The organism is Streptomyces flavofungini, assembly GCF_030388665.1.
Lineage (GTDB): Bacteria > Actinomycetota > Actinomycetes > Streptomycetales > Streptomycetaceae > Streptomyces > Streptomyces flavofungini_A.
Genome location: NZ_CP128846.1, coordinates 218631 through 237422, shown reverse-complemented (window position 1 = coordinate 237422; position 18792 = coordinate 218631). Strand labels below are relative to the sequence as shown.

Sequence of the window (18792 nt, the reverse complement as noted above, 5' to 3'; positions counted from 1 at the left end):
GAGGTGAGGTCCGTCCGCCGTTCCTAGACTCGGCCCATGGAGATCACCGAGAACACCGACGGCGCCGCGCTCGCCCGTGACCTCGCCCCCACCGGCGTGCTGCGCGCATCCATCAACCTCGGCAACCCCGTCCTCGCCCAGGGCACCCCACAAGCGCCCCGCGGAGTGACCGTGGACCTGGCCGGTGAGGTGGCCCGGCGCCTCGGCCTGCCCGTGGAGTTCCAGTGCTTCGACGCGGCCCGCAAGTCCTACGAAGCGATGGCCAACGGCCACGCCGACCTGTGCTTCCTCGCCGTCGAACCGGCCCGCGAGGCGGAGATCGCGTTCACCGCCCCGTACGTGCACATCGAGGGGATGTACGCGGTCCCGGCCGACTCCGCGCTGCGCACGCCGGAGGAGGTGGACCGGGAGGGAGTCAGGATCGGGGTCAAGCAGGGCTCCGCCTACGACCTGTACCTGACCCGGACCCTGCGTCACGCCACCGTCGTCCGGGGCCCCGAGGGCGTCGGTGTCTTCCACGCCGAGAAGCTGGAGGCCGCCGCGGGCATCCGCCAGCCCCTCGCCGCCCACGTCGCCGAGCACCCCGGACTGCGCCTGATCGAGCCCGCGTTCATGACCATCCGGCAGGCCGTCGGGACGACGAAGGACCGGCGTCCGGAGACGGTGCGGTTCCTGAGCGGGATGGTGGCCGAGTTGACGGCGTCCGGGTTCGTCGCCGAGGCGCTCGCCCGATCCGGTCAGGATCCGGCGCTCGCCGCCCCCGTGGCGTGAGCAGCCTCGATCAACCTCGCACGACAGTCCGGGCGAAGCCTCCGTACGGACAGCGATCCCTGGCCTGTCGTCGCTCGGCGAGCACCGTCCCCGCGTCGGCGGCGCAGCGAAGCCGCTGCCGATGGCCGCTGCGGAGCATCACCCGGTCATGGCCTCGCGCATGTACACCGCCGCAGCCGACAAGAACGCATCAAGGGCGGCGCGGGAGGCTCGGTCCCTGTCGTGCAGATCATCTTCGTCCTGAGCCCAGTGGATGGCCCTGACACTCCGGTAGGCACGCTGCGCGGACCGCACCAACTCGGGTTCGTCCACCAGCAGGTGCAGGCGAGTGAGCGCGGACCAGGCGGCGGGGCGGAGCTCGATCGATCTTTCCCGCGCCTCGATGGCTTCGGCTCCCTCGGGGCTCTCCTGTTCGTGCCTCCACCGGTCGTGCTCCGCACGGCGGACGCTGTGCAGCGCATCGACGACCGCACAGAACGCTGTGAGTCGCTCCTGCCTCAGCTGTTCCCTGTTGCGACGTCGTTCACCGTGCTCAGCGGTGCGTACCTGGAGCAGATATGTGATCACTGAACCCATCAAGGTCCCGACTACGGCGATGGCGGCGGCCAGCACGACTTCCATGCGCTCAGAGGACCACAGCGGACAGGTCCCCGGAATCGGGCCCCACGCCCCCATTGCGACGCGTCACGGCTCGGGGGCGGTTCCTCCAAGGCACCTGAGCCGGCCGGAGGGGGCCGTCGATCAGCGCCGCAGCATTTCGGCAACGTGGTGTCCGGCATCCGGGGGACGAAGGCCCAGCGGGTTGAGGTCCTCTGCCGTCGCCCAGCGCAGTTCGAACCGGTTGTCCGGTGCGTTCGCCTCGGCCTCCGGGCCGGACAGCCGCGCACATCCCTCGACATCGGCCATCAGGAAGTACGTGGCCGGACGGTCATCGTGCAGCCCCGTCCACAGGGCCCGCTCCACCCGGGCGACCAGCGTCGTTTCCTCACTCACCGCGCGAGGAGTCGGCATTCTCGTATCCTCCCGGCTTTCCACGGAGGATTCGGCCGGACTTCTCCCACGCCGAAGCCCACGGCCAGGGGGCGTTCGGTCGCCTTCAGGCCCGCCTGCCGACCCGGAACAGCGGTTCCGACACGACCACGCCCGTGACGCGCGGAAAGCGGTGCGCCGCACGTTCCGGCCGACCTGACTGCTCAGCGCCCCGACAGCAGCGCCGCCAGACCGGACGCGAGGCCGCCCCGCCAACAGGCGTAGTCGTGGCCGCCGTTGAACTCCGTGTACGACACGTCGTAGCCCCGCTCCCTGAGGACGTCCCGGAGCCTGCGGTTCTCCTGAAGGAGCAGCCACTCCTGGAGGCCGACTTCCAGGCGCAGGCGGACCGGTCGGCGCGGGGTGGACGCGTACTGCCGGGTCAGCCACTCGGTGCCGCGTTCGTCGTCGGGCCACCAGAACGACCCCGACTGGGACAGCGCGAGGCCGAACCGGTCCGGCCGGTGGTGCGCGGCGAACGCCGCGGTGAGGCCGCCCGCGCTCTGGCCCGCCACCACCGTGCGCTCGGGCCGCGCGTCCGTGCCGTACCGTCCCGCCGCCCACGGCAGCAACTCGTCCGCGAGCCAGTCGACGAACGGCCCGCTGCACGACAGGTCCTCCATCCGGTGGCCCATCGTGTCGACGAGCAGCGCGACGGTCGCAGGCAGCGCGCCGTCCGCGTGCAGGTTGTCGAGGATGTCGCCGACACCGAGGACGGGACCCCACATCTCGCCGTCCAGGAGCACCGCCACGGCGTACGGGCCGCTCTGCGGGGTGTGGCCGGGCGGCAGGTGCACGGTGACGCGCCGCGCGGCGACTTCGGCGTCGACGCTGCGTCCCCGGGGGACGCCGGGTCTGCGGTCGGTGTGGGGCTGCGCGGGGGCGTCCGGCAGGGACAGGATCGAGGCGGGGGAGCGGCCGTCGCGGGACGGCAGGGCCGGGGCGGGGTTCAGGGGGTCGGGAACCGCCGCGTCCAGGACGGCCCGCCAGGACGCCCGGTCGGTGCGCAGGACGTCCTCGCGGGTGCCGTGGTGCGGCAGGAACTGGTACGAGGCGCGGTGGTCGGCGCGCAGCCGGTGGCTGATGGCCCAGACCGAGGTGCCGTCCACGCGGTCCATCAGATGGGCGGTCAGGTCCCCCGCGTGCCGGGCCCGGTCGGTGACGGTGTGCAGCAGCGCCAGGACGTCGGACGCGGGTGCCGCGGGGTCGTCGCGCCAGACGAACGTGACCAGGCGGTGCGCGGGGTCGCCTTCGGGATCGGGCTCGACGAGCGGGGTGCCGAGGGCTTCCGCGCGGAGCCAGAACTCCGCTTCCGCGCCCGCGACCTGGGCGCGGACCGCCTGACGCAGGGAGCGGACGAGGGGGCTGCGGGTGTCGGTCACGTGGGGGCACCTCTCGGGGGCGGGATGGAGTCGACGGGGGGCGCGACGGACGCGGGGGCCGTCTCGGGCACGGGGGGGGGTGGTCTCAGACGCGGGTCGCCGCGGAGCGGCCGAGCAGCACCCACAGCAGGAACGGCCCGCCCAGGACGGTCGTCACGATGCCCACGGGCAGCTCGGAGCCGGAGAACGCGATCCGCCCGAGCGTGTCGGCGGCGACCACCAGCACGGCCCCGGTGAGCATCGAGCCGATCAACGGCACCCGCAGCGGCCCGGCGAGCCGCGACGCGATCACCGGCGAGGCCAGCGCCACGAACCCGACGGGACCGCAGATTCCGACGGCCAGGCCGGCCAGCGCCACCGCGAGCAGCAGACAGACGACACGGGTACGGGCCGGCGCCGACCCCAGGGACGCGGCGGTGTCGTCGTCGAACCGCAGCACCGCGAGATGCCGGGCGACGGCGAGCGCCACCGGGATCAGCACCGCGAGGCCGATGAGTACCGGCACGGCGACGGAGTAGCCGCGGCCGTTGAGGCTCCCTGAGGTCCACACGTACAGCGAGCCGGCCGAGTTGAGGGAGCGCCGGGACAGGACGACCTGGGTGACGGCGGAGGCGAGCGCCGACATGGCGAGGCCCACGACCAGGACCCGGTAGCCGCGCTGTCCCACGCCGCCGGACACGGCGGTCACCACGATCACGGCGACCAGCGCGCCGAGCGGCCCCGCCCACCAGGCGCCGAACGAGCCGGACGCGCTGAGGGTGGCGGAGAGCAGGACGGCAGCGGTGGCGCCGTCGTTGACGCCGAGCAGTTCGGGGGTGGCGAGGCGGTTGCGGGCCAGGGTCTGGGTGAGGCAGCCCGCGAGGCCGAGCGCGGCGCCCGCGACGAGCCCGGCGACGATCCGGCCGAGCCGGAACTTCTGCACGAGCAGTACGTCGAAGCGGTCGCCCTGGCCGAGGACGGCGTGGAAGGTGCGGGCGATGCCCATGTCGCTCTGCCCGGCGTACGCGGAGAGGACGACGGCGCACACGAGGAGGGCGGCGAGGCCGAGGGCGGCGAAGGCGGGGCGGCGCGCCACCAGGAACGAGAGGGGTCCGGTGCGCAGGGTCATGAGGCCGTCGGCGCGGGCCGGGCGGAGGGGGCTTTCGAGGCCGGTGGCGCCGCGCGGGCCGTCGGCGCGGCGGCCCGCGCGCACGGCACGGTATGCCAACGCCCGCACCGGCACCCCGACGCGCCGCTTGCCGCCGCCCGACTCCTCCGCTGCCGGGTCCGTCATCCCCATCGTCGCGAGTTGCTGGGAGCGCACGATGCCGATGAGGACGGGCGCGCCGATGAGCGCGACGATGACGGACACGGGTGCCTCGAAGGGCCGGGACACCACGCGGGCGGCCACGTCGGCGGTGGTGAGGACCCCGGCGCCGACGAGTCCGGCGAGGACCAGGCGGACCGCGAGCCGGGGCCCGGCGAGGGAGCGGGCCACGAACCCGGCGAGCAGGCCGAGGAAGGAGATCGGGCCCGCGAGCGCCACGGCCGCGGCGGTGAGCAGCGTCACGGCGACGGCGACGACGGTGCGGGTGACCGAGGGGCGGTGGCCGAGGCCGCGGGCCAGGTCGTCGCCGAGGGCCAGCGCCGACAGGGGCCGCACGACGAGCCCGGCGACGAGCAGTCCGACGCCGAGGACCGGGGCGAGGCGGACGAGTTCGCCGTACCCCTCGACACCGGCGAGCGAGCCGAGCACCCAGAACCGGAAACGGTCGTACGTCTCGGCGGAGTTGACGACGATGACGCTGGTGAGCCCGCCGAACGTGGCGCCGAGCGCCGACCCGGCGAGCACGAGCCGCATCGGGGAGCCGCCGCCGCGCCCGGCGATGAGGAGCACCAGCGCGCTGGCGACCACGGCACCGGCGAACGCGCAGACCAGATAGGCGTATCCGGAGTCGAACCCGAGAAGGGCGATGCCGGCGACGACGCCCAGGGAGGCGCCCGCGTTGACCCCGAGCAGCCCCGTCTCGGCGAGGGGATTGCGGGTGACGGCTTGGAGGAGGCACCCGGCCACGCCGAGCGCGGTGCCGACGAGGACGGCGGTGAGGGTGCGGGGCAGCCGCAGGTCGCCGATGACGAGGGCGAGCCGTGCGTCGTCGCGGGCGCCGCCGCGATCGAACAGATAGTCCAGAGCGCCGCCGGGCCCGACCTCACCGGCCCCGATGGACAGCGACAGGGCGCACAGCACGAGGAGCAGGACGGCGAGGCCCGCGAGCCGGTGGCGGATCCGGCGCCGGGCGCGGTCCGGGGTGGACGGCGGGGTGGCGACCGGGACCGCTGTGGCGGCCGGAACACGCCCCTTTGCGGAGGTGTCGGCCAACTGGCCCGGTGGCGGGCCCTCTTCGGCTGCGGGCTGTGACGTACCCGTGTGCTGCGACTGCATGAAGTGAGGTTAGCCTAACCAAACAGGCGGTCGAGCGGGGCGCACTCTCGCCCGCTTCGTCTAAGGTTAGGCTTACCTAAGAGGAACGGGGGGAGTTGATCATGCCCATACTCAGATCCGGCGACCGCACGGAACTGGCCGACCGGACCGCCCTGGTCACGGGTGCCGGACAGGGAATCGGCGCGGCCGTGGCCCGGCTGCTGGCCGCCGAGGGCGCTCACGTCCTGGCCACCGACCGCAGCGCGGACGGACTGCGAGCGCTGGCCGCCGAGCCGGCAGGCGACCCGTCGCCGGACGGCGCCGTCGCCAAGGGCACCATCACCGCGCAGGTCGTGGACGTCACGGACGCCACGGCCGTCGAAGCCGCCGTGAACGCCGCCGAACGCGACCTCGGCCCGCTCGACATCCTGGTCAACGTGGCCGGAATCCTGCGCCCGGGACCGGCGATCCGTCTCAGCGACGAGGACTGGGCGGACACCTTCGCCGTGAACACCACCGGCGTCTTCCACACCGCACGCGCCGTCGGCGCCCGCATGGCCGCGCGCGGCGGCGGCAGCATCGTCACCGTCGGCTCCAACGCGGCCGGAGTGCCCCGCACCGGCATGGCCGCCTACGCCGCGTCCAAGGCCGCCGCGGCCATGTACACCAAGTGCCTCGGCCTCGAACTCGCCCGCAGCGGCGTGCGCTGCAACGTCGTCGCCCCCGGATCCACCGACACCGCGATGCAGCGCGCCCTGTGGACCGACGACGCGGCCCCGCAGCGGGTCGTCGACGGCGACCCCGCGACGTTCCGCACCGGCATCCCGCTGGGCCGCATCGCCGCACCCCGCGACATCGCGGAGGCGGTCCTCTTCCTCGTCTCCGACCGGGCGCGGCACATCACCATGCAGGAGCTCTACGTCGACGGCGGCGCCACCCTGCGGTGACCAGCCGCTCCCTCGCCCCCGCACGTCCGCCGCCACCGGCAGGACGCCCGTGCGCCTCACCCACCCCCTGACCGCCCCCGCACCCGCGGCCGTACCTCCCGCCGGAGGCACGGGCCCGGGAGAAACGGAGCCCTCCGTGTCGACGGCACCCGATGTCGCCACACATGTCCCCGCCCTGGCCGACCCCGCCCACCCCGCCGTGGGGGCCGCCACCGCGCTCCTCGCCGACTACCGTCCGGGCACCCGCTTCCTCGGAACGCCCACCCGCACCCTGCTCGGGCAGGGGGCGCACAGTGAAGTCCCCCACGACGAGAGACCGTTGGCGGCGCGGGTCGCCCAGACCCTCGGGCAGGCCCGCGCCGACGGAGCCGAGTCGCCCGTCGTCATCGGGGCGGTGCCGTTCGACCAGACGGCCCCCGCCGCCCTCGCGGTGCCCGCGGCCCTGCGCACCGCGCCGCCCCTGGCCGCCGACCCGCTGATCGCGCTGCCCGCCGAGGCACCCGCCCGCGCGGACTGGAGCATCCGCCAGGTCCCGGCCCCCGAGGTGTACGGCGCGTCCGTGGCCGCCGCCGTCGACCGCATGTGGCGCGGCGAGTTCAGCAAGGTCGTGCTCGCCCGCACCCTCGAACTCGACTGCGCCGAGCCCCTCGACGTGCCCGCCATGCTCCAGCGCCTGGCCCGGCGCGACGCCGGCGGCTACACCTTCGCCCTGCCGACCGGACCCGCCCGCACGCTCATCGGCGCGAGCCCCGAACTGCTCGTGTCCCGGCGCGGGCGGCGCGTCATCGCCAACCCCCTCGCGGGCTCCATACCGCGCAGCGACGACCTCGCCGAGGACGTGCGCCGGGCGGCCGCGCTCCTGCAGTCGGCCAAGGACCTGCACGAGCACGCCGTCGTCGTGGACGCCGTTCACCAGGCACTCTCGCCCTTCTGCACGGACATGACCGTCCCCGCCAAGCCCACCCTGATCCGCACCGCCGCCATGTGGCACCTGTCGACGACCGTCACCGGCACCCTCGCGGGGCCGGGGGCGTCCGCCCTCGAACTGGCCTGCGCGCTGCACCCGACGCCCGCCGTCTGCGGTACGCCCACCGACACGGCCCGCGAGGTCATCCGTGACAGCGAGCCCTTCGACCGCGGGTTCTTCACCGGCATGGTCGGCTGGGGCGACGCCACGGGCGACGGCGAATGGGTCGTCACCATCCGCTGCGCGGAGGCCGAGCGCGACAGTCTGCGCCTGTTCGCGGGCGCGGGCGTCGTCGCCGCCTCCGAGCCGGAGGCCGAGACGGCCGAGACCGCCGCCAAGTTCCGCACGTTCCTCGCCGCGGTGGGAGCCGAGCTGTGACCCTCGTATCCGACACCGGCGCGCACCCCCAGGCGCCCACCTGGCCGCGGGAGTTCGCCGAGCGCTACCGCGCCGCGGGCTGGTGGCGCGGGGAGACCTTCGGGGGCGTGCTGCGCGCACGGGCCGCCGCGCACCCCGACCGGATCGCCGTCGTCGACCCCGCCACCGACCGCCGCTGGAGCTACGGCGAACTCGACACCCGCGCCGACCGGCTCGCGGCCGGAATGCGGGCGCGCGGCATCACGGCGGGCGACCGCGTGGTGGTGCAGCTCCCCAACATCGCCGAGTTCTTCGAAGTGATCTTCGCGCTGTTCCGCGTCGGTGCGCTGCCGGTGTTCGCGCTGCCCGCGCACCGCGAGACGGAGATCGCCTACTTCTGCCGCTTCACCGAGGCCGCCGCCTACGTCATCGCCGCAGAACACGGCGGCTACGACTACCGGACGCTCGCCGCGAAGGTCCGCGCCGACGTGCCCACGCTGCGGCACGTGTGGGTGGCGCAGGGCGAGCCGGGGGAGTTCGAGGCGCTCGCCGACGTGCCCACCGAGCCCGTTGAGCTGGCCGGGCCCGCCCCGCACGACCTCGCCTTCCTCCAGCTGTCGGGCGGCTCCACCGGCGTGCCCAAGCTGATCCCGCGCACCCACGACGACTACATCTACTCGCTGTGGGGCTCCAACGAGCTGTGCGGCGTGGACGAGAACAGCGTCTATCTGTGCGCGCTGCCCGCCGCCCACAACTTCCCGCTGTCCTCACCGGGCACTCTCGGCGCGCTGTACGCCGGTGCTCGCGTCGTCCTCTGCCCCCAGCCCGCGCCCGAGACGGCCTTCCCGCTGATCGAGCGCGAGGGCGTCACCCTCACCGGCCTCGTCCCGCCGCTCGCGCTGTTGTGGACGGAGGCCGCCGCGAGCACGCCCCACGACCTGAGCAGCCTCGACGTCCTGCTCGTGGGCGGGGCCAAGTTCAGCGAGGAGGCCGCCCGCCGGGTGCGGCCCGCGCTCGGCTGCACCCTCCAGCAGGTCTTCGGCATGGCCGAGGGGCTCGTCAACTACACGCGCCTGGACGACCCCGAGGAGACCATCGTCACCACCCAGGGCCGTCCCATCTCCCCGGACGACGAGATCCGCGTCGTCGACGACGCGGACAACGACCTGCCCGTGGGCGCCACCGGCCATCTGCTGACCCGCGGCCCCTACACCATCCGCGGCTACTGGAACGCGCCCGAGCACAACGCGCGTTCCTTCACCGCCGACGGCTTCTACCGCACCGGCGACATCGTCCGGCTCACCCCGACGGGCCACCTCGTCGTCGAGGGCCGCGCCAAGGACCAGATCAACCGGGGCGGGGAGAAGATCGCCGCCGAGGAGATCGAGAACCATCTGCTCGCCCACCCCGCCGTCCACGACGCCAACGTCGTCGGCGAACCCGACCCCTACCTCGGCGAACGCACCTGCGCCTACGTGATCCTCAAGGCGGGCGCCGAACCGCTCAGGCCCGTCGCCGTCAAACGCTTCGTCCGCGAGCGCGGCCTCGCGGCGTACAAGGTGCCCGACCGCGTCGAGTTCGTGGACGCGTTCCCGCAGACGGGGGTCGGGAAGATCTCCAAGAAGGACCTCAGGGCCGGCGCCGCCGACCCCGCCGGGCCCCGCCCCGGCACCCTCTGACCAGCCGAAACGGAAATCCCAGCATCATGGCCCTGCCCGCCGTCACCCCCTACCCCCTGCCGACCGCAGCCGAGTTGCCCGCCAACCGCGTCGACTGGAAGGCCGACCCGGCCCGCGCCGTGCTCCTCGTGCACGACCTGCAGAACCACTTCCTGTCGGCGTACGACACCGAGGCCGCGCCCGTGCCCGGACTCCTGGCGAACGTACGCGCCCTCAAGGAGCGCGCGGCCGCCCTCGGCGTGCCCGTGCTCTACACCGCGCAGCCCGGCGGGCAGACCCCCGAGGAGCGCGGCCTCCAGCAGGACTTCTGGGGCTCGGGACTCCCCGACGACCCGCACGCCGCCGCCATCGCCGACGCCGTCGCACCCGCGCCCGGGGACGAGGTGGTCACGAAGTGGAAGTACAGCGGGTTCGTCCGCACCGACCTGGAGGACCGCCTGCGCGCCCTGGGTCGCGACCAGCTGGTCATCACGGGGATCTACGCCCACATCGGCGTCCTGATGACGGCCTGCGACGCGTGGATGCGCGACATCCAGGCCTTCGTCGTCGCCGACGCCGTCGCGGACTTCTCCGCCGACGACCACGCGATGGCGCTGCGCTGGGCCGCCGGGCGCTGCGCCGTGGTGACCACCGCCGACTCCGTACTCGAAGGGATCTGACCACCATGACCGCGACCCTGACCCTGGAGCAGCTCCGCCAGGACATCGCCGACGTCCTCGGCGAGGAGCCCGCCGACATCCCCCTCGACGAGAACCTCGTCGACCACGGCCTCGACTCGGTGCGCCTGATGACCCTCGTCGGCCGCTGGCGCGAGGCGTACGGCGTGGACGTGGCGCTGACCGACCTCGCCGAGCGGCCCGCCATCGAGCAGTGGGCGACGCTCCTGAGACTCCCCGCCTGACCCCGGGAGGGTCCCTTCCCCGCACGCCGGCGGCGGGCGCGCCACGTCAAGTGCCCGCCGCCGCACGGCGGTTGCTTGCGCGGCGGTTGTTAGCGTGCCGCCATGAAGGCGTTTCCTGAAAACCTGCGAAATGAAACCCTCACCCGCGGTCTTGCCGCCTACGGCATCGCGCCCACCTCACTGACGTACGCCCCCGTCGGCTTCGGCGACCACCACTGGAACGTCACCGCCGACGACGGGCGCGACTGGTTCGTCACGGTCTCCGACCTGGAGCACAAGGCGCACTGCGGGGCGGACGCGGCGTCGGCGCTCACCGGCCTTCGCCAGGCCATGGACACGGCGCTGACGCTGCGCGTCCGCGACGGCCTCGGCTTCGTCGTCGCGCCCGTCGCGGCCACGGACGGACGTTCGGTGGTCCCGCTGGGGGAGCGGTACGCCCTCACGGTCTTCCCCCATGTCGCGGGCCGCACCGGTGAGTTCGGCGAGCGCCTCGGCGACGCGGACCGCGAGCGGGTCCTCGGCCTGCTCGCGCGGCTGCACGGCAGTACCCCGCCCGCCACCACTGCGGCCACCCCCCTGGAGCCCGCCGGTCTCAGCGGCATCCACGCGGCGCTCGACGACCTCACCGGCACCTGGTCCGGCGGCCCGTACGCCGAACCGGCCCGCCGGCTGCTCACCGCCAACGCCACGGCGCTGCGCGCCCGCCTGGCCGACTTCGACGCACTCGCGCGTCACGTGCGCCGCGCCGGCGCCCCGCGCGTCGTCACCCACGGCGAGCCGCATCCCGGCAACCTCGTCCACGGCGTGGACGGTTACCACCTCGTGGACTGGGACACGGTCGGACTCGCCCTGCCCGAACGGGACTTGTCGCTGCTCGCGGACGACCCGGCCGCACTGGCCACCTACACAGAACTGACCGGCAGGACTCCCGACGCGGCCGCCCTTGAGCTCTACCGGCTGCGGTGGAGCCTGTTGGACGTGGCCGAGTTCACCGACTGGTTCCGCGCTCCGCACGAGGGGACCGAGGACACCCAGGTGGCCTGGGACGGCTTCGCGGGGACGCTGGAGCAGCTGGCCGATCGGGGCCGTACCGAGGTGATCGATTCGAACTGAACGGACAACAATGATGAATTGCCATAAACTGGGGCGAGGGTGGGCGTCACTGGATGTAGTGGCGACGTCTATATGAGGAGGCACCGATGCTTGCTCAGCACACACCGCTTCTTGTCGCTCCGACGGACACCACGGCGCTCGGTACGGCCATGGTGGAGCCTGAGGCGGCCCTGAGCGACGCGCCGACGTACGCGCCCGAGGCGGCAGGATTCCTGCTGCTCCTCGCGCTCATCTCACCGAAGGAGCCGAAGGAGCCGAAGGGCAAGTGAGTCCCGATCGGTCGCAGACGGCGTACGCCGCTTCAGCGGTTGACCTGGCTGTTCGTACCCTCGATGCCCTGCGTGGCATCGGGGGTACCGCCATGGTCGCCGAGCACGTCGAACGGGCGGACGACCCCAAGGCCGCGCTGGCCGCCATCCGGGTCGTCGGCGCCGACACCTTCGCCCCCCACCTCCTTGGCGACGCCGTCCTCCACCCCCAGGACGCGGCGGCCGTCACCCAGTCCTTCGCCCTCTTCCCGCCCCCGGTGAACACCCCTGACGCGCCGCCCGCCGGAGCCGCCGAGCCCTGGCTCGTCGCCTGGCGCGACTGGGCCACGGCCACGCTGCTCGCCCGCCTCACCGGCGCGGAGGCAGGCACGGCCCTGGCGCCCCGGCCCACCGGCGCCCCCGTCCTGACGGACGACGACAGCGACCGCTCCGACACCGACTGGCAGCGCTGGTCCGTGCGCATGGGCCAGCTCTCCCCGCTCGCCCTGCCCGGACTCGAAGGACCCGTCCACACCGCCGCGCGCGCCGCCCCCCTCGCCCTCGCGCGCGGCGCCACCCGCGCCGTACTGCGCCGCGACTTCCCCACCGCCGCCCGCATCACCCGCTGGCTCGCCCTGCTCGGCGCCGAGGGCACGCGCCTCCCGCTCGATCCCGTGCCCCTGCTCGAACACCTTCGCCTGCACGGCGGCGGTCCGCGGCTCGGGCTCGACGTCGCCATCGCCCGTCGACTGCTCGGAGGGGAGACCGCATGACGGCGTCCGTGACGCGGACCGCGCACGAGGTGAGCGCGCGGGCCCTGACCTGGCTCCACACCCACCGCGAGCTCGGCGCCCTGCCCGCCGACACCACCGCCGACCTCGGCGACCCCGACAGCGTCTACAAACCCCTCGGCGAGAGCGCTCTCGCCGCCTCGCTGGTGCTGCGCGAGTCCGCCGCCGGCAGCACCGAGCTGCGCCTGGCCAGGGAGCTGCTGGACTTCTGCTGGCGGCAGTTCGGGGACGGCGACATGCTGTACGAACGGCTGCTGCGGTACTCGCTGATGAGCGACCCGCTGGAGACGTACGCGCCCTTCGCCCGCTGCGGCATCCGCCACGAACCCCTGGAGAAGCTGCTCGCCCACACCAACGGACTGCGCTCCGTGCGCGGCGCCGAGGTCCTGCCCAACCGCAGGCTCGCCGTCGCCAACGCGGCCCGTGTCGCGGGCCTCGACGGGGGCGACCGCGCCTACGACTGGGCCGCCCTGGCCCGCGCCACCTGGCTCGGAGCCGTCCCCGAGCCCTGGCTCATCGACTGGATGACCGGCTACTGCGTCACCCACACCGTCTTCCACCTCACGGACTGGGGGGGTCACCCCGCGGGACTGCCCGCCGACCTCACCGCGTACGTGACCACCTGGCTGCCCGTCTGGATCGACATCTGGGCCGAGATCGAGCAGTGGGACCTGGTCGCCGAGCTGATGATCGTGGGCTGCTGCCTGCCCGAGCCCTACTGCGCGCCCGCCGACTGGGAACGACTCGCCCGCGCCCAGCACCCCGACGGCCTGGTGCCGCGCGACGGCGACCCCGTCGCCGACGACCCCGGCCGCCGCTTCGAGGACCACCAGCACACCGCCGTGGTCGCCGCCATCGCCGGCACCCTCGCGGTCTCCCGCACCCTGGGCGGGGCGGCGGAGCAGCGGTGAGGCCGGGGGAGCCCGCCTGGGCGGTGCGGCTGCTCGCCGCCCTGCGCGCCGCCGCCCCCGGCGCCAGCGCCGTGGCACTCGCCGTCCGCCGCGGCCGCGACCACGCCGTCCTGGCCACCGGCAGCACCGCGCTGCGCGGCGGCACGGCGGCCGGCCCCGACACCCGCTTCGAGATCGGCTCCCTCACCAAGACCTTCACCGCCCTGCTCCTGGCCGAGATGGTCGCCCGCGGCGAGGTCGCCTACGACGACCCGATCACCCGCTTCCTGCCCCGCACTGCCGCTCCGCACCTGCGCGGCGCCCCCATCACCCTGCTGCACCTGGCCACCCACACCTCCGGCCTGCCCCGGCTGCCCCCCGGCCTGCTGCGCAGCGGCGCGACCACCTGGTTCCGCAACCCCTACGCCGCCTTCTCGGCCACCGACCTGCGCGCCGCCCTCGCCCGCACCCGGCCGCGCGCCGCCCCCGGCACCCGCGTGCGCTACTCCAACTTCGGCGTCGGACTCCTCGGTGCCCTCCTCGCCCACGCGGCCCACGGCCCCGGCGCCCCCTTCGCACCCCTGCTCGCCGCCCGCGTCCTCGACCCGCTCGGCCTGACCCGCACCAGCTGCACCTCCGACCAGCCGCAGGCCACCGGCTACTGGCACGGCCGCGCGCGCCCCACCTGGCAGATCCCCGCCCTGCCCGGCGCGGGAGCGGGCCGGTCCAGCGCCCGCGACCTGCTCACCTCTCTCGACGCCCTGCTCGACCCGGCCACGGCACCCGCCACCGCCCCCGACACCCTGCGCACCGCGCTCGCCGACGCCACGATTCCCCGCATCGCCCTGCCGCGCACCGGCCGCCGCATCGCCCTCATCTGGAACATCCGCCCCCGGCCGACCCACGACCTCTACCACCACTCCGGCGGTACCCGGGGCTTCACCGCGTTCGCGGGCTTCAGCCCGCACAAGGACGTGGCACTCGTCGCGCTCGCCAACACCGGCCCCGCCCTCACCGGCACGTTCATCCAGCGCGCGTACCTGGAGCTGTGGGCACTCGCCCAGGCCGCGCAGCCCCGCCGGACCGCCTAGGTGTGCTGTCCCGGCACGGGCGTCAGCCAGTCGGACGACGGTGTGTTCTTGCCGGTCACCGCGTCCTGATATGCCTCGCGCAGCGCGGCCGTCACGGGCCCGGGCGCGGGCAGCGCCGTGGGCCGGTCGTCCAGGGACTCCACCGGGACGACACCGATGGCGGTACCGGTGACGAACAGTTCGTCGGCTGTGTACGCCTCGGCGTGGGCGAGGGACCGCTCGCGGACGGGGATCCCGGCCGCGCGCGCGAGTTCGATGACCGTGGCGCGCGTGATGCCGGGCAGGATGCCGTCCTGCACCGGAGGGGTGTGCAGGACGCCGGACCGCACGACGAAGACGTTCGCGGCCGAGCCCTCGGAGAGATGACCGGCCGACGTCAGCATGAGCGCGTCGTCGTAACCCGCGCGCAGCGCCGCCACCTTCGCGAGCGAGGAGTTCAGATACGCGCCCGTCGCCTTCGCCAGGGGCGGGATGGTGTCCTGGTGGTTGCGCCGCCAGGAGCTCGTCAGCAGCCGCCAGGACCGCGCCGGCTGGTCCTCCCACGCCCACGCGGCGAGCGTCACGCGTACGGCGGACAGGTCGAGGGCCACCCCCATGCTGCCGTAGCCGAGGTACACCAACGGACGGACATAGCGCGGACCCGCTCCGCCGGAGGCGATCAGTCCGGTGGTCGCGGTGGCCAACTCGTCCTCGGTGAAGGGGATGTGCATCCGGTACACGCGGGCGGAGCGGACGAGCCGGGCGAGGTGGTCGCGCAGCCGGAAGACAGCGAGGGTGCCGTCCACCGTCGGGTGCGCGCGGATCCCCTCGTACACCGCCCAGCCGTAGTGCAGGGACTGGGTCAGGACGTGCACCTTGGCCTCGTCCCAGGCGACGAGGCGGCCGTCCATCCAGATGTGCTCGGCGGGGGAGAGGGCGCTCATCGGACGCTCCTTGTCATGGGGTGCCCTTCGTCGTGGAGGCGTGCGGCCGCCGGGCCCGTCACCCGGCGGTGCGAGGGAGGGGGCGCAGGGTCGGCGCGGGCAGGCCGTGGCGGCGGGCGAGGCGTTCCAGGGCGCGCGTCGTGTCCACGTCGAGGGTGATCCCGGACCGTGCGGCCGCCCGCTCGCTGCGCCGCTCCGGGTCCCCGGGGCAGGCCACCGCCGGGCCGTCGGCGGGCGGGGCCGCGCGGATCGTGTCGATCAGGTCGCGCAGCCGCCCGTCGAAGGCGTCCCTGCCGCCGAAGAAGGCCGGGTCCAGGCAGAGCAGGAAGTGCGCGACGCGGCGGCCGCCGCCGGACTCGGCCTGCTCGATGTGGTCGAGCTCCCAGTCCAGCGGGGCGTCGGCGAGCCCTGCGGTCATCAGGGCCACGACCATGCCGAGGCCCTGGCCCTTGTAGCCGGGGCCGAGTGGGGACAGGGCCGTCGCGAGGGCGGGGTCGAGGGTGCCGTGCCCGTCGTCGTCGAGGGCCCAGCCCGCGTCCAGGGGACGGCCGCGGCGCCCCCGCTCCCGTACCGTGCCCAGACACACCTGGCTGGTCGCCATGTCGAGGACGAACTCGTGGTCGCCCGCCCCGGCCGCGACGCTCACCGGATTGGTGCCGAGCAGCGGAGCACGCCCGCGGAACGGCGCCACTCGTGACGACGCCGACGTCATCGCCCAACCGGCCATCCCCGCCCGGGACATGACCCGGCTGTGGATCGAGGCGGCCGCGAAGTGGTTGGAGTTGCGCACCACGACGGCCGCGACGCCGAACCGCGCGGCGCGCCGCACGGCCTCCCGCGCGCCCGCCGTCCCCGCGACCACGCCGAGGGCCGCGTCCGCGTCGAGCAGCGCCGAAGGGCCGCGCTCCCGGACCACGGCGATGCGCGGCGCCGGATTGGAGATCCGCCGCGCCAGGTCGTCCAGATAACCGGGAAGGAGCCGCAGGCCGTGCGTGCCGATCCCGCGCGCCGACGTCTCCACGAGGGCGTCGGCGACCAGCGCGCACGCCTCGTCGTCCATGCCGTGCTCGGCGAGGGCGCGCACCGCGACGGCGCGCGCGGCGTCCGCGTCGACGAGGTACGCCTGGGCGCCCGGGGCCCGCGCACCCGCAGCGGGTCGACGCGCGGCCCGCTCCTCCTGCTGGGACGGTGACACGTTCTCGGGCGATGACGGGTTCTTCGGCAGTGTCACGGTCGCGCCCTCCTAGAGGACGTACGGCAGTCGGCCCGACACCTTCACACGCGACCAGTCGAACTCGACCCGGTCGAGGACGTCGAGCTCGGCGAGGACCTGGTGCAGGCCGCTGTAGTCCCGCAGCAGCGCCGTGCGCCCCGCCGACCGGCAGTCCTCGAGCATCTCCGCGCCGCCATCGACCCCGACGAAGCGCATGATCGCCTCCCAGGCGCGGTAGTCGTTGGCCGAGTACGCCTCCAGGGCCCGGCACAGCGCGTCGAGCAGGAACCGCTGCTGCTCGTCGGTGAGTTGGGGGTAGAGGACCTTGAGGAGTTCGCCGCTGATCGAGCCGTGGCAGACCTCGTCGTGCCGGTGGAGCCGGGACAGCGCCACGTTCATGGGCTGCACTCCCTCGGCCTTGGCGACCAGTTCGAGGTACGCGCCGATGGACAGCTCGGTCGTGGTGGAGAACGCGAGGGTCAGCAGGCTGCGCTGCCAGCGCTCCGCCGCCCGCTCGGTCAGCTCACGGTGCGTCACGGACACGTAGGGCAGCGGGAGTTGCTTCTCCTGGTACTGCTCGCCGCGGCGGGCCCGGGTCACGTCGCTCGCCATGCGGTGCATCAGGATGTGGTACTGCTCGTCGACCATGGCCTGCATCAGCGAGACCTCCAGGGCCTCGCCCCACAGGCCCGGGAACTCACCGCGCAGGATCAGCCCGAAGGCCGGGTTGACCACATGCGTCTCGGAGTACTCGGTGTTGCGGTTCAGGGCGATCATCGCCCAGGTGAGGACGGCGGCCCGCCGCTCGGGCGGGAGCGCGGTGTACGTGGGGTGGTCGGCGAAGGGGACGATCTCCTCGGGGTAGTCGGGCAGCGCGGGGTCGAAGAGGTCGAGCAGGTCCGTGTCGTCGCGCTTGACGGTGGCGCGCCGCTTCCAGTTGGCCGCCAGGCGGTGGATGACCGGGTTGTCGACGGCACCGAACATCACGGAGCCGAAGGCGTCTTCCTCGGAGCTGCTGACGAAGCGCTCGTCCATCGTTCAGGTTCCTCTCGGGCTCTCGTGGGGTTCTGCTGCCGCGTGCCGGGACTCCGCCCGCACCGGAAGAGGGGATTCCGCCCGCGGGGGGCGAGATTCTGGCCGCGGCGGGGGCTCGACGTGCCGTTCGCCCGGGCGGGTGGACGTGCGCATCGTCCGCTGCGCGAGCGCCACCCCCGCCAGGACCGCGACGACCCCCGCGCACTGCACGGGCGTCAGCGTCTGGCCGAGGAACAGGTACGCGGCCCCCGCCCCCGCCACCACCTCCAGCGTCGCGAACAGGCTCGCCGCCGACGGCGCCAGGTACCGCTGGGCCGCGATGCCGCTGACGTACGCCACGAGCGTCGCCACGAACGCGGCCCACACCACGACCACCCAGACGGGCGCGGACACCGACTCGTGGCGGACCGTGTCGCCGAGCGAGCCGTAGGGGAAACCCGTCACCGGCGAGACGACGTTCAGCGCGAGCGCGCCGACCGCGATGCCGAGGGCGGTCACGGTGACCGGATCGTGCCGCACCAGCGCCCGCCCGGCCACCAGGAAACGCACCGAAAGCGCCGCCGCCGTCCCCAGCGCCGCGAGCACCCCCACCACGTCGAGCCGCAACCGCGACCACACCTCGCCCACGAGCAGCAGCCCCACGAGCACCACGGCCGTCCCCGCCCACACGAGGCGGGGCTGCGGCACCCGCCGCACGCACCGCAGCCAGCCGACGACGATCACCGGCGCCAGGAACTGCAGCACCACGAAGACACCGACGGGGATCCGGGCGACCGCGACACCGCACAGGGTCTGCAGCGTGGCGAAGGAGAAGACGCCGAGCACCGCGATGACGCCGTACGCCTCCCGGGCCGCGGCGAGCAGGGCGCGCGGCCGGGTCAGGGCGACGAACGCGAGCAGCAGCGCCGCCGCGACCGACAGGCGGGCCTGGGCGATCTCCATCGCCGTCAGGCCCGCCGAGTCGAGGACCTTGGTGGCCGGGCCGACCGTGCCGAAGGCGCAGGCGGACACGGCCGCGAGCGCGACACCCGTGGCGGAACCCGCCGGGGAGGCG

Annotated in this window: 19 protein-coding genes; 11 read left to right on the top strand and 8 right to left on the bottom strand. The window is 74.2% G+C overall.

What is annotated here, in order from left to right:
* Positions 1–36: 36 nt before the first annotated feature.
* Entirely contained in the window at positions 37–771 is a 735-nt protein-coding gene (locus QUY26_RS01105) for a transporter substrate-binding domain-containing protein (protein ID WP_289943206.1), read from the top strand.
* A 138-nt stretch (positions 772–909) separates the two neighbouring features.
* Here the strand turns inward: QUY26_RS01105 and QUY26_RS01100 are convergent, their stop codons facing one another.
* The 4 genes from QUY26_RS01100 to fhuB all read right to left on the bottom strand — a co-directional run bounded on the left by QUY26_RS01100 (position 910) and on the right by fhuB (position 5604).
* On the bottom strand, positions 910–1392 hold the full coding sequence (locus tag QUY26_RS01100) for a hypothetical protein (protein WP_289943205.1): 483 nt from the start codon (positions 1390–1392) through the stop codon (positions 910–912).
* Positions 1393–1512: 120 nt separating this feature from the next.
* Positions 1513–1782 carry a hypothetical protein gene (locus tag QUY26_RS01095; RefSeq protein ID WP_289943204.1) on the bottom strand — a complete coding sequence of 90 codons (270 nt, stop codon included), beginning with the start codon at positions 1780–1782 and terminating at the stop codon, positions 1513–1515.
* Positions 1783–1964: 182 nt separating this feature from the next.
* Entirely contained in the window at positions 1965–3182 is a 1218-nt protein-coding gene (gene fes, locus QUY26_RS01090) for an enterochelin esterase (protein WP_289943203.1), read from the bottom strand.
* A gap of 85 nt (positions 3183–3267) precedes the next feature.
* The gene (gene fhuB / locus QUY26_RS01085; RefSeq protein ID WP_289943202.1) at positions 3268–5604 is read right to left on the bottom strand and encodes a Fe(3+)-hydroxamate ABC transporter permease FhuB; all 2337 of its coding nucleotides are present in this window, start codon (positions 5602–5604) and stop codon (positions 3268–3270) included.
* A gap of 101 nt (positions 5605–5705) precedes the next feature.
* Between fhuB and dhbA the strand changes: the two genes are divergently transcribed.
* The 10 genes from dhbA to QUY26_RS01035 all read left to right on the top strand — a co-directional run bounded on the left by dhbA (position 5706) and on the right by QUY26_RS01035 (position 14567).
* Positions 5706–6530, top strand: a complete 825-nt coding sequence (dhbA, locus tag QUY26_RS01080; protein ID WP_289943201.1) for a 2,3-dihydro-2,3-dihydroxybenzoate dehydrogenase — start codon at positions 5706–5708, stop codon at positions 6528–6530.
* Positions 6531–6666: 136 nt separating this feature from the next.
* Positions 6667–7875, top strand: coding sequence for an isochorismate synthase DhbC (gene dhbC, locus QUY26_RS01075; protein WP_289943200.1), 1209 nt, complete (start codon positions 6667–6669; stop codon positions 7873–7875).
* On the top strand, positions 7872–9533 hold the full coding sequence (locus tag QUY26_RS01070; RefSeq protein ID WP_289943199.1) for a (2,3-dihydroxybenzoyl)adenylate synthase: 1662 nt from the start codon (positions 7872–7874) through the stop codon (positions 9531–9533). The genes dhbC and QUY26_RS01070 overlap by 4 nt, the downstream gene beginning before the upstream one ends.
* A 26-nt stretch (positions 9534–9559) precedes the next feature.
* Positions 9560–10192, top strand: coding sequence for an isochorismatase family protein (locus tag QUY26_RS01065; protein ID WP_289943198.1), 633 nt, complete (start codon positions 9560–9562; stop codon positions 10190–10192).
* Positions 10193–10197: 5 nt separating this feature from the next.
* Complete coding sequence (locus QUY26_RS01060; protein ID WP_289943197.1) at positions 10198–10434, top strand: phosphopantetheine-binding protein; 237 nt, start codon at positions 10198–10200, stop codon at positions 10432–10434.
* 102 nt (positions 10435–10536) lie between these two features.
* Positions 10537–11547, top strand: coding sequence for a phosphotransferase (locus QUY26_RS01055; RefSeq protein ID WP_289943196.1), 1011 nt, complete (start codon positions 10537–10539; stop codon positions 11545–11547).
* An 86-nt stretch (positions 11548–11633) separates the two neighbouring features.
* Positions 11634–11816, top strand: a complete 183-nt coding sequence (locus QUY26_RS01050) for a hypothetical protein (protein WP_289943195.1) — start codon at positions 11634–11636, stop codon at positions 11814–11816.
* A gap of 92 nt (positions 11817–11908) precedes the next feature.
* Positions 11909–12568: a hypothetical protein gene (locus QUY26_RS01045; RefSeq protein WP_289943194.1), complete on the top strand. Its 660-nt coding sequence runs from the start codon at positions 11909–11911 to the stop codon at positions 12566–12568.
* Positions 12565–13497, top strand: coding sequence for a DUF6895 family protein (locus tag QUY26_RS01040; RefSeq protein WP_289943193.1), 933 nt, complete (start codon positions 12565–12567; stop codon positions 13495–13497). The genes QUY26_RS01045 and QUY26_RS01040 overlap by 4 nt, the downstream gene beginning before the upstream one ends.
* Positions 13494–14567 carry a serine hydrolase domain-containing protein gene (locus tag QUY26_RS01035; RefSeq protein WP_289943192.1) on the top strand — a complete coding sequence of 358 codons (1074 nt, stop codon included), beginning with the start codon at positions 13494–13496 and terminating at the stop codon, positions 14565–14567. Before QUY26_RS01040 ends, QUY26_RS01035 begins: the two co-directional genes overlap by 4 nt.
* On the opposite strand, the gene QUY26_RS01030 is transcribed toward QUY26_RS01035, so the two are convergent.
* Genes QUY26_RS01030 through QUY26_RS01015 form a run of 4 tightly spaced genes read right to left on the bottom strand, consistent with a single transcriptional unit; the run spans position 14564 to position 18749 of the window.
* Positions 14564–15490, bottom strand: a complete 927-nt coding sequence (locus QUY26_RS01030) for a branched-chain amino acid transaminase (RefSeq protein WP_289943191.1) — start codon at positions 15488–15490, stop codon at positions 14564–14566. The genes QUY26_RS01035 and QUY26_RS01030 overlap by 4 nt on opposite strands.
* A 58-nt stretch (positions 15491–15548) precedes the next feature.
* On the bottom strand, positions 15549–16721 hold the full coding sequence (locus QUY26_RS01025; RefSeq protein ID WP_289943190.1) for an Ldh family oxidoreductase: 1173 nt from the start codon (positions 16719–16721) through the stop codon (positions 15549–15551).
* A 12-nt stretch (positions 16722–16733) separates the two neighbouring features.
* Positions 16734–17738, bottom strand: coding sequence for a diiron oxygenase (locus QUY26_RS01020; protein ID WP_289943189.1), 1005 nt, complete (start codon positions 17736–17738; stop codon positions 16734–16736).
* 3 nt (positions 17739–17741) lie between these two features.
* Positions 17742–18749 carry an EamA family transporter gene (locus QUY26_RS01015; protein WP_436840241.1) on the bottom strand — a complete coding sequence of 336 codons (1008 nt, stop codon included), beginning with the start codon at positions 18747–18749 and terminating at the stop codon, positions 17742–17744.
* Between the last annotated feature and the right edge of the window lie 43 nt (positions 18750–18792).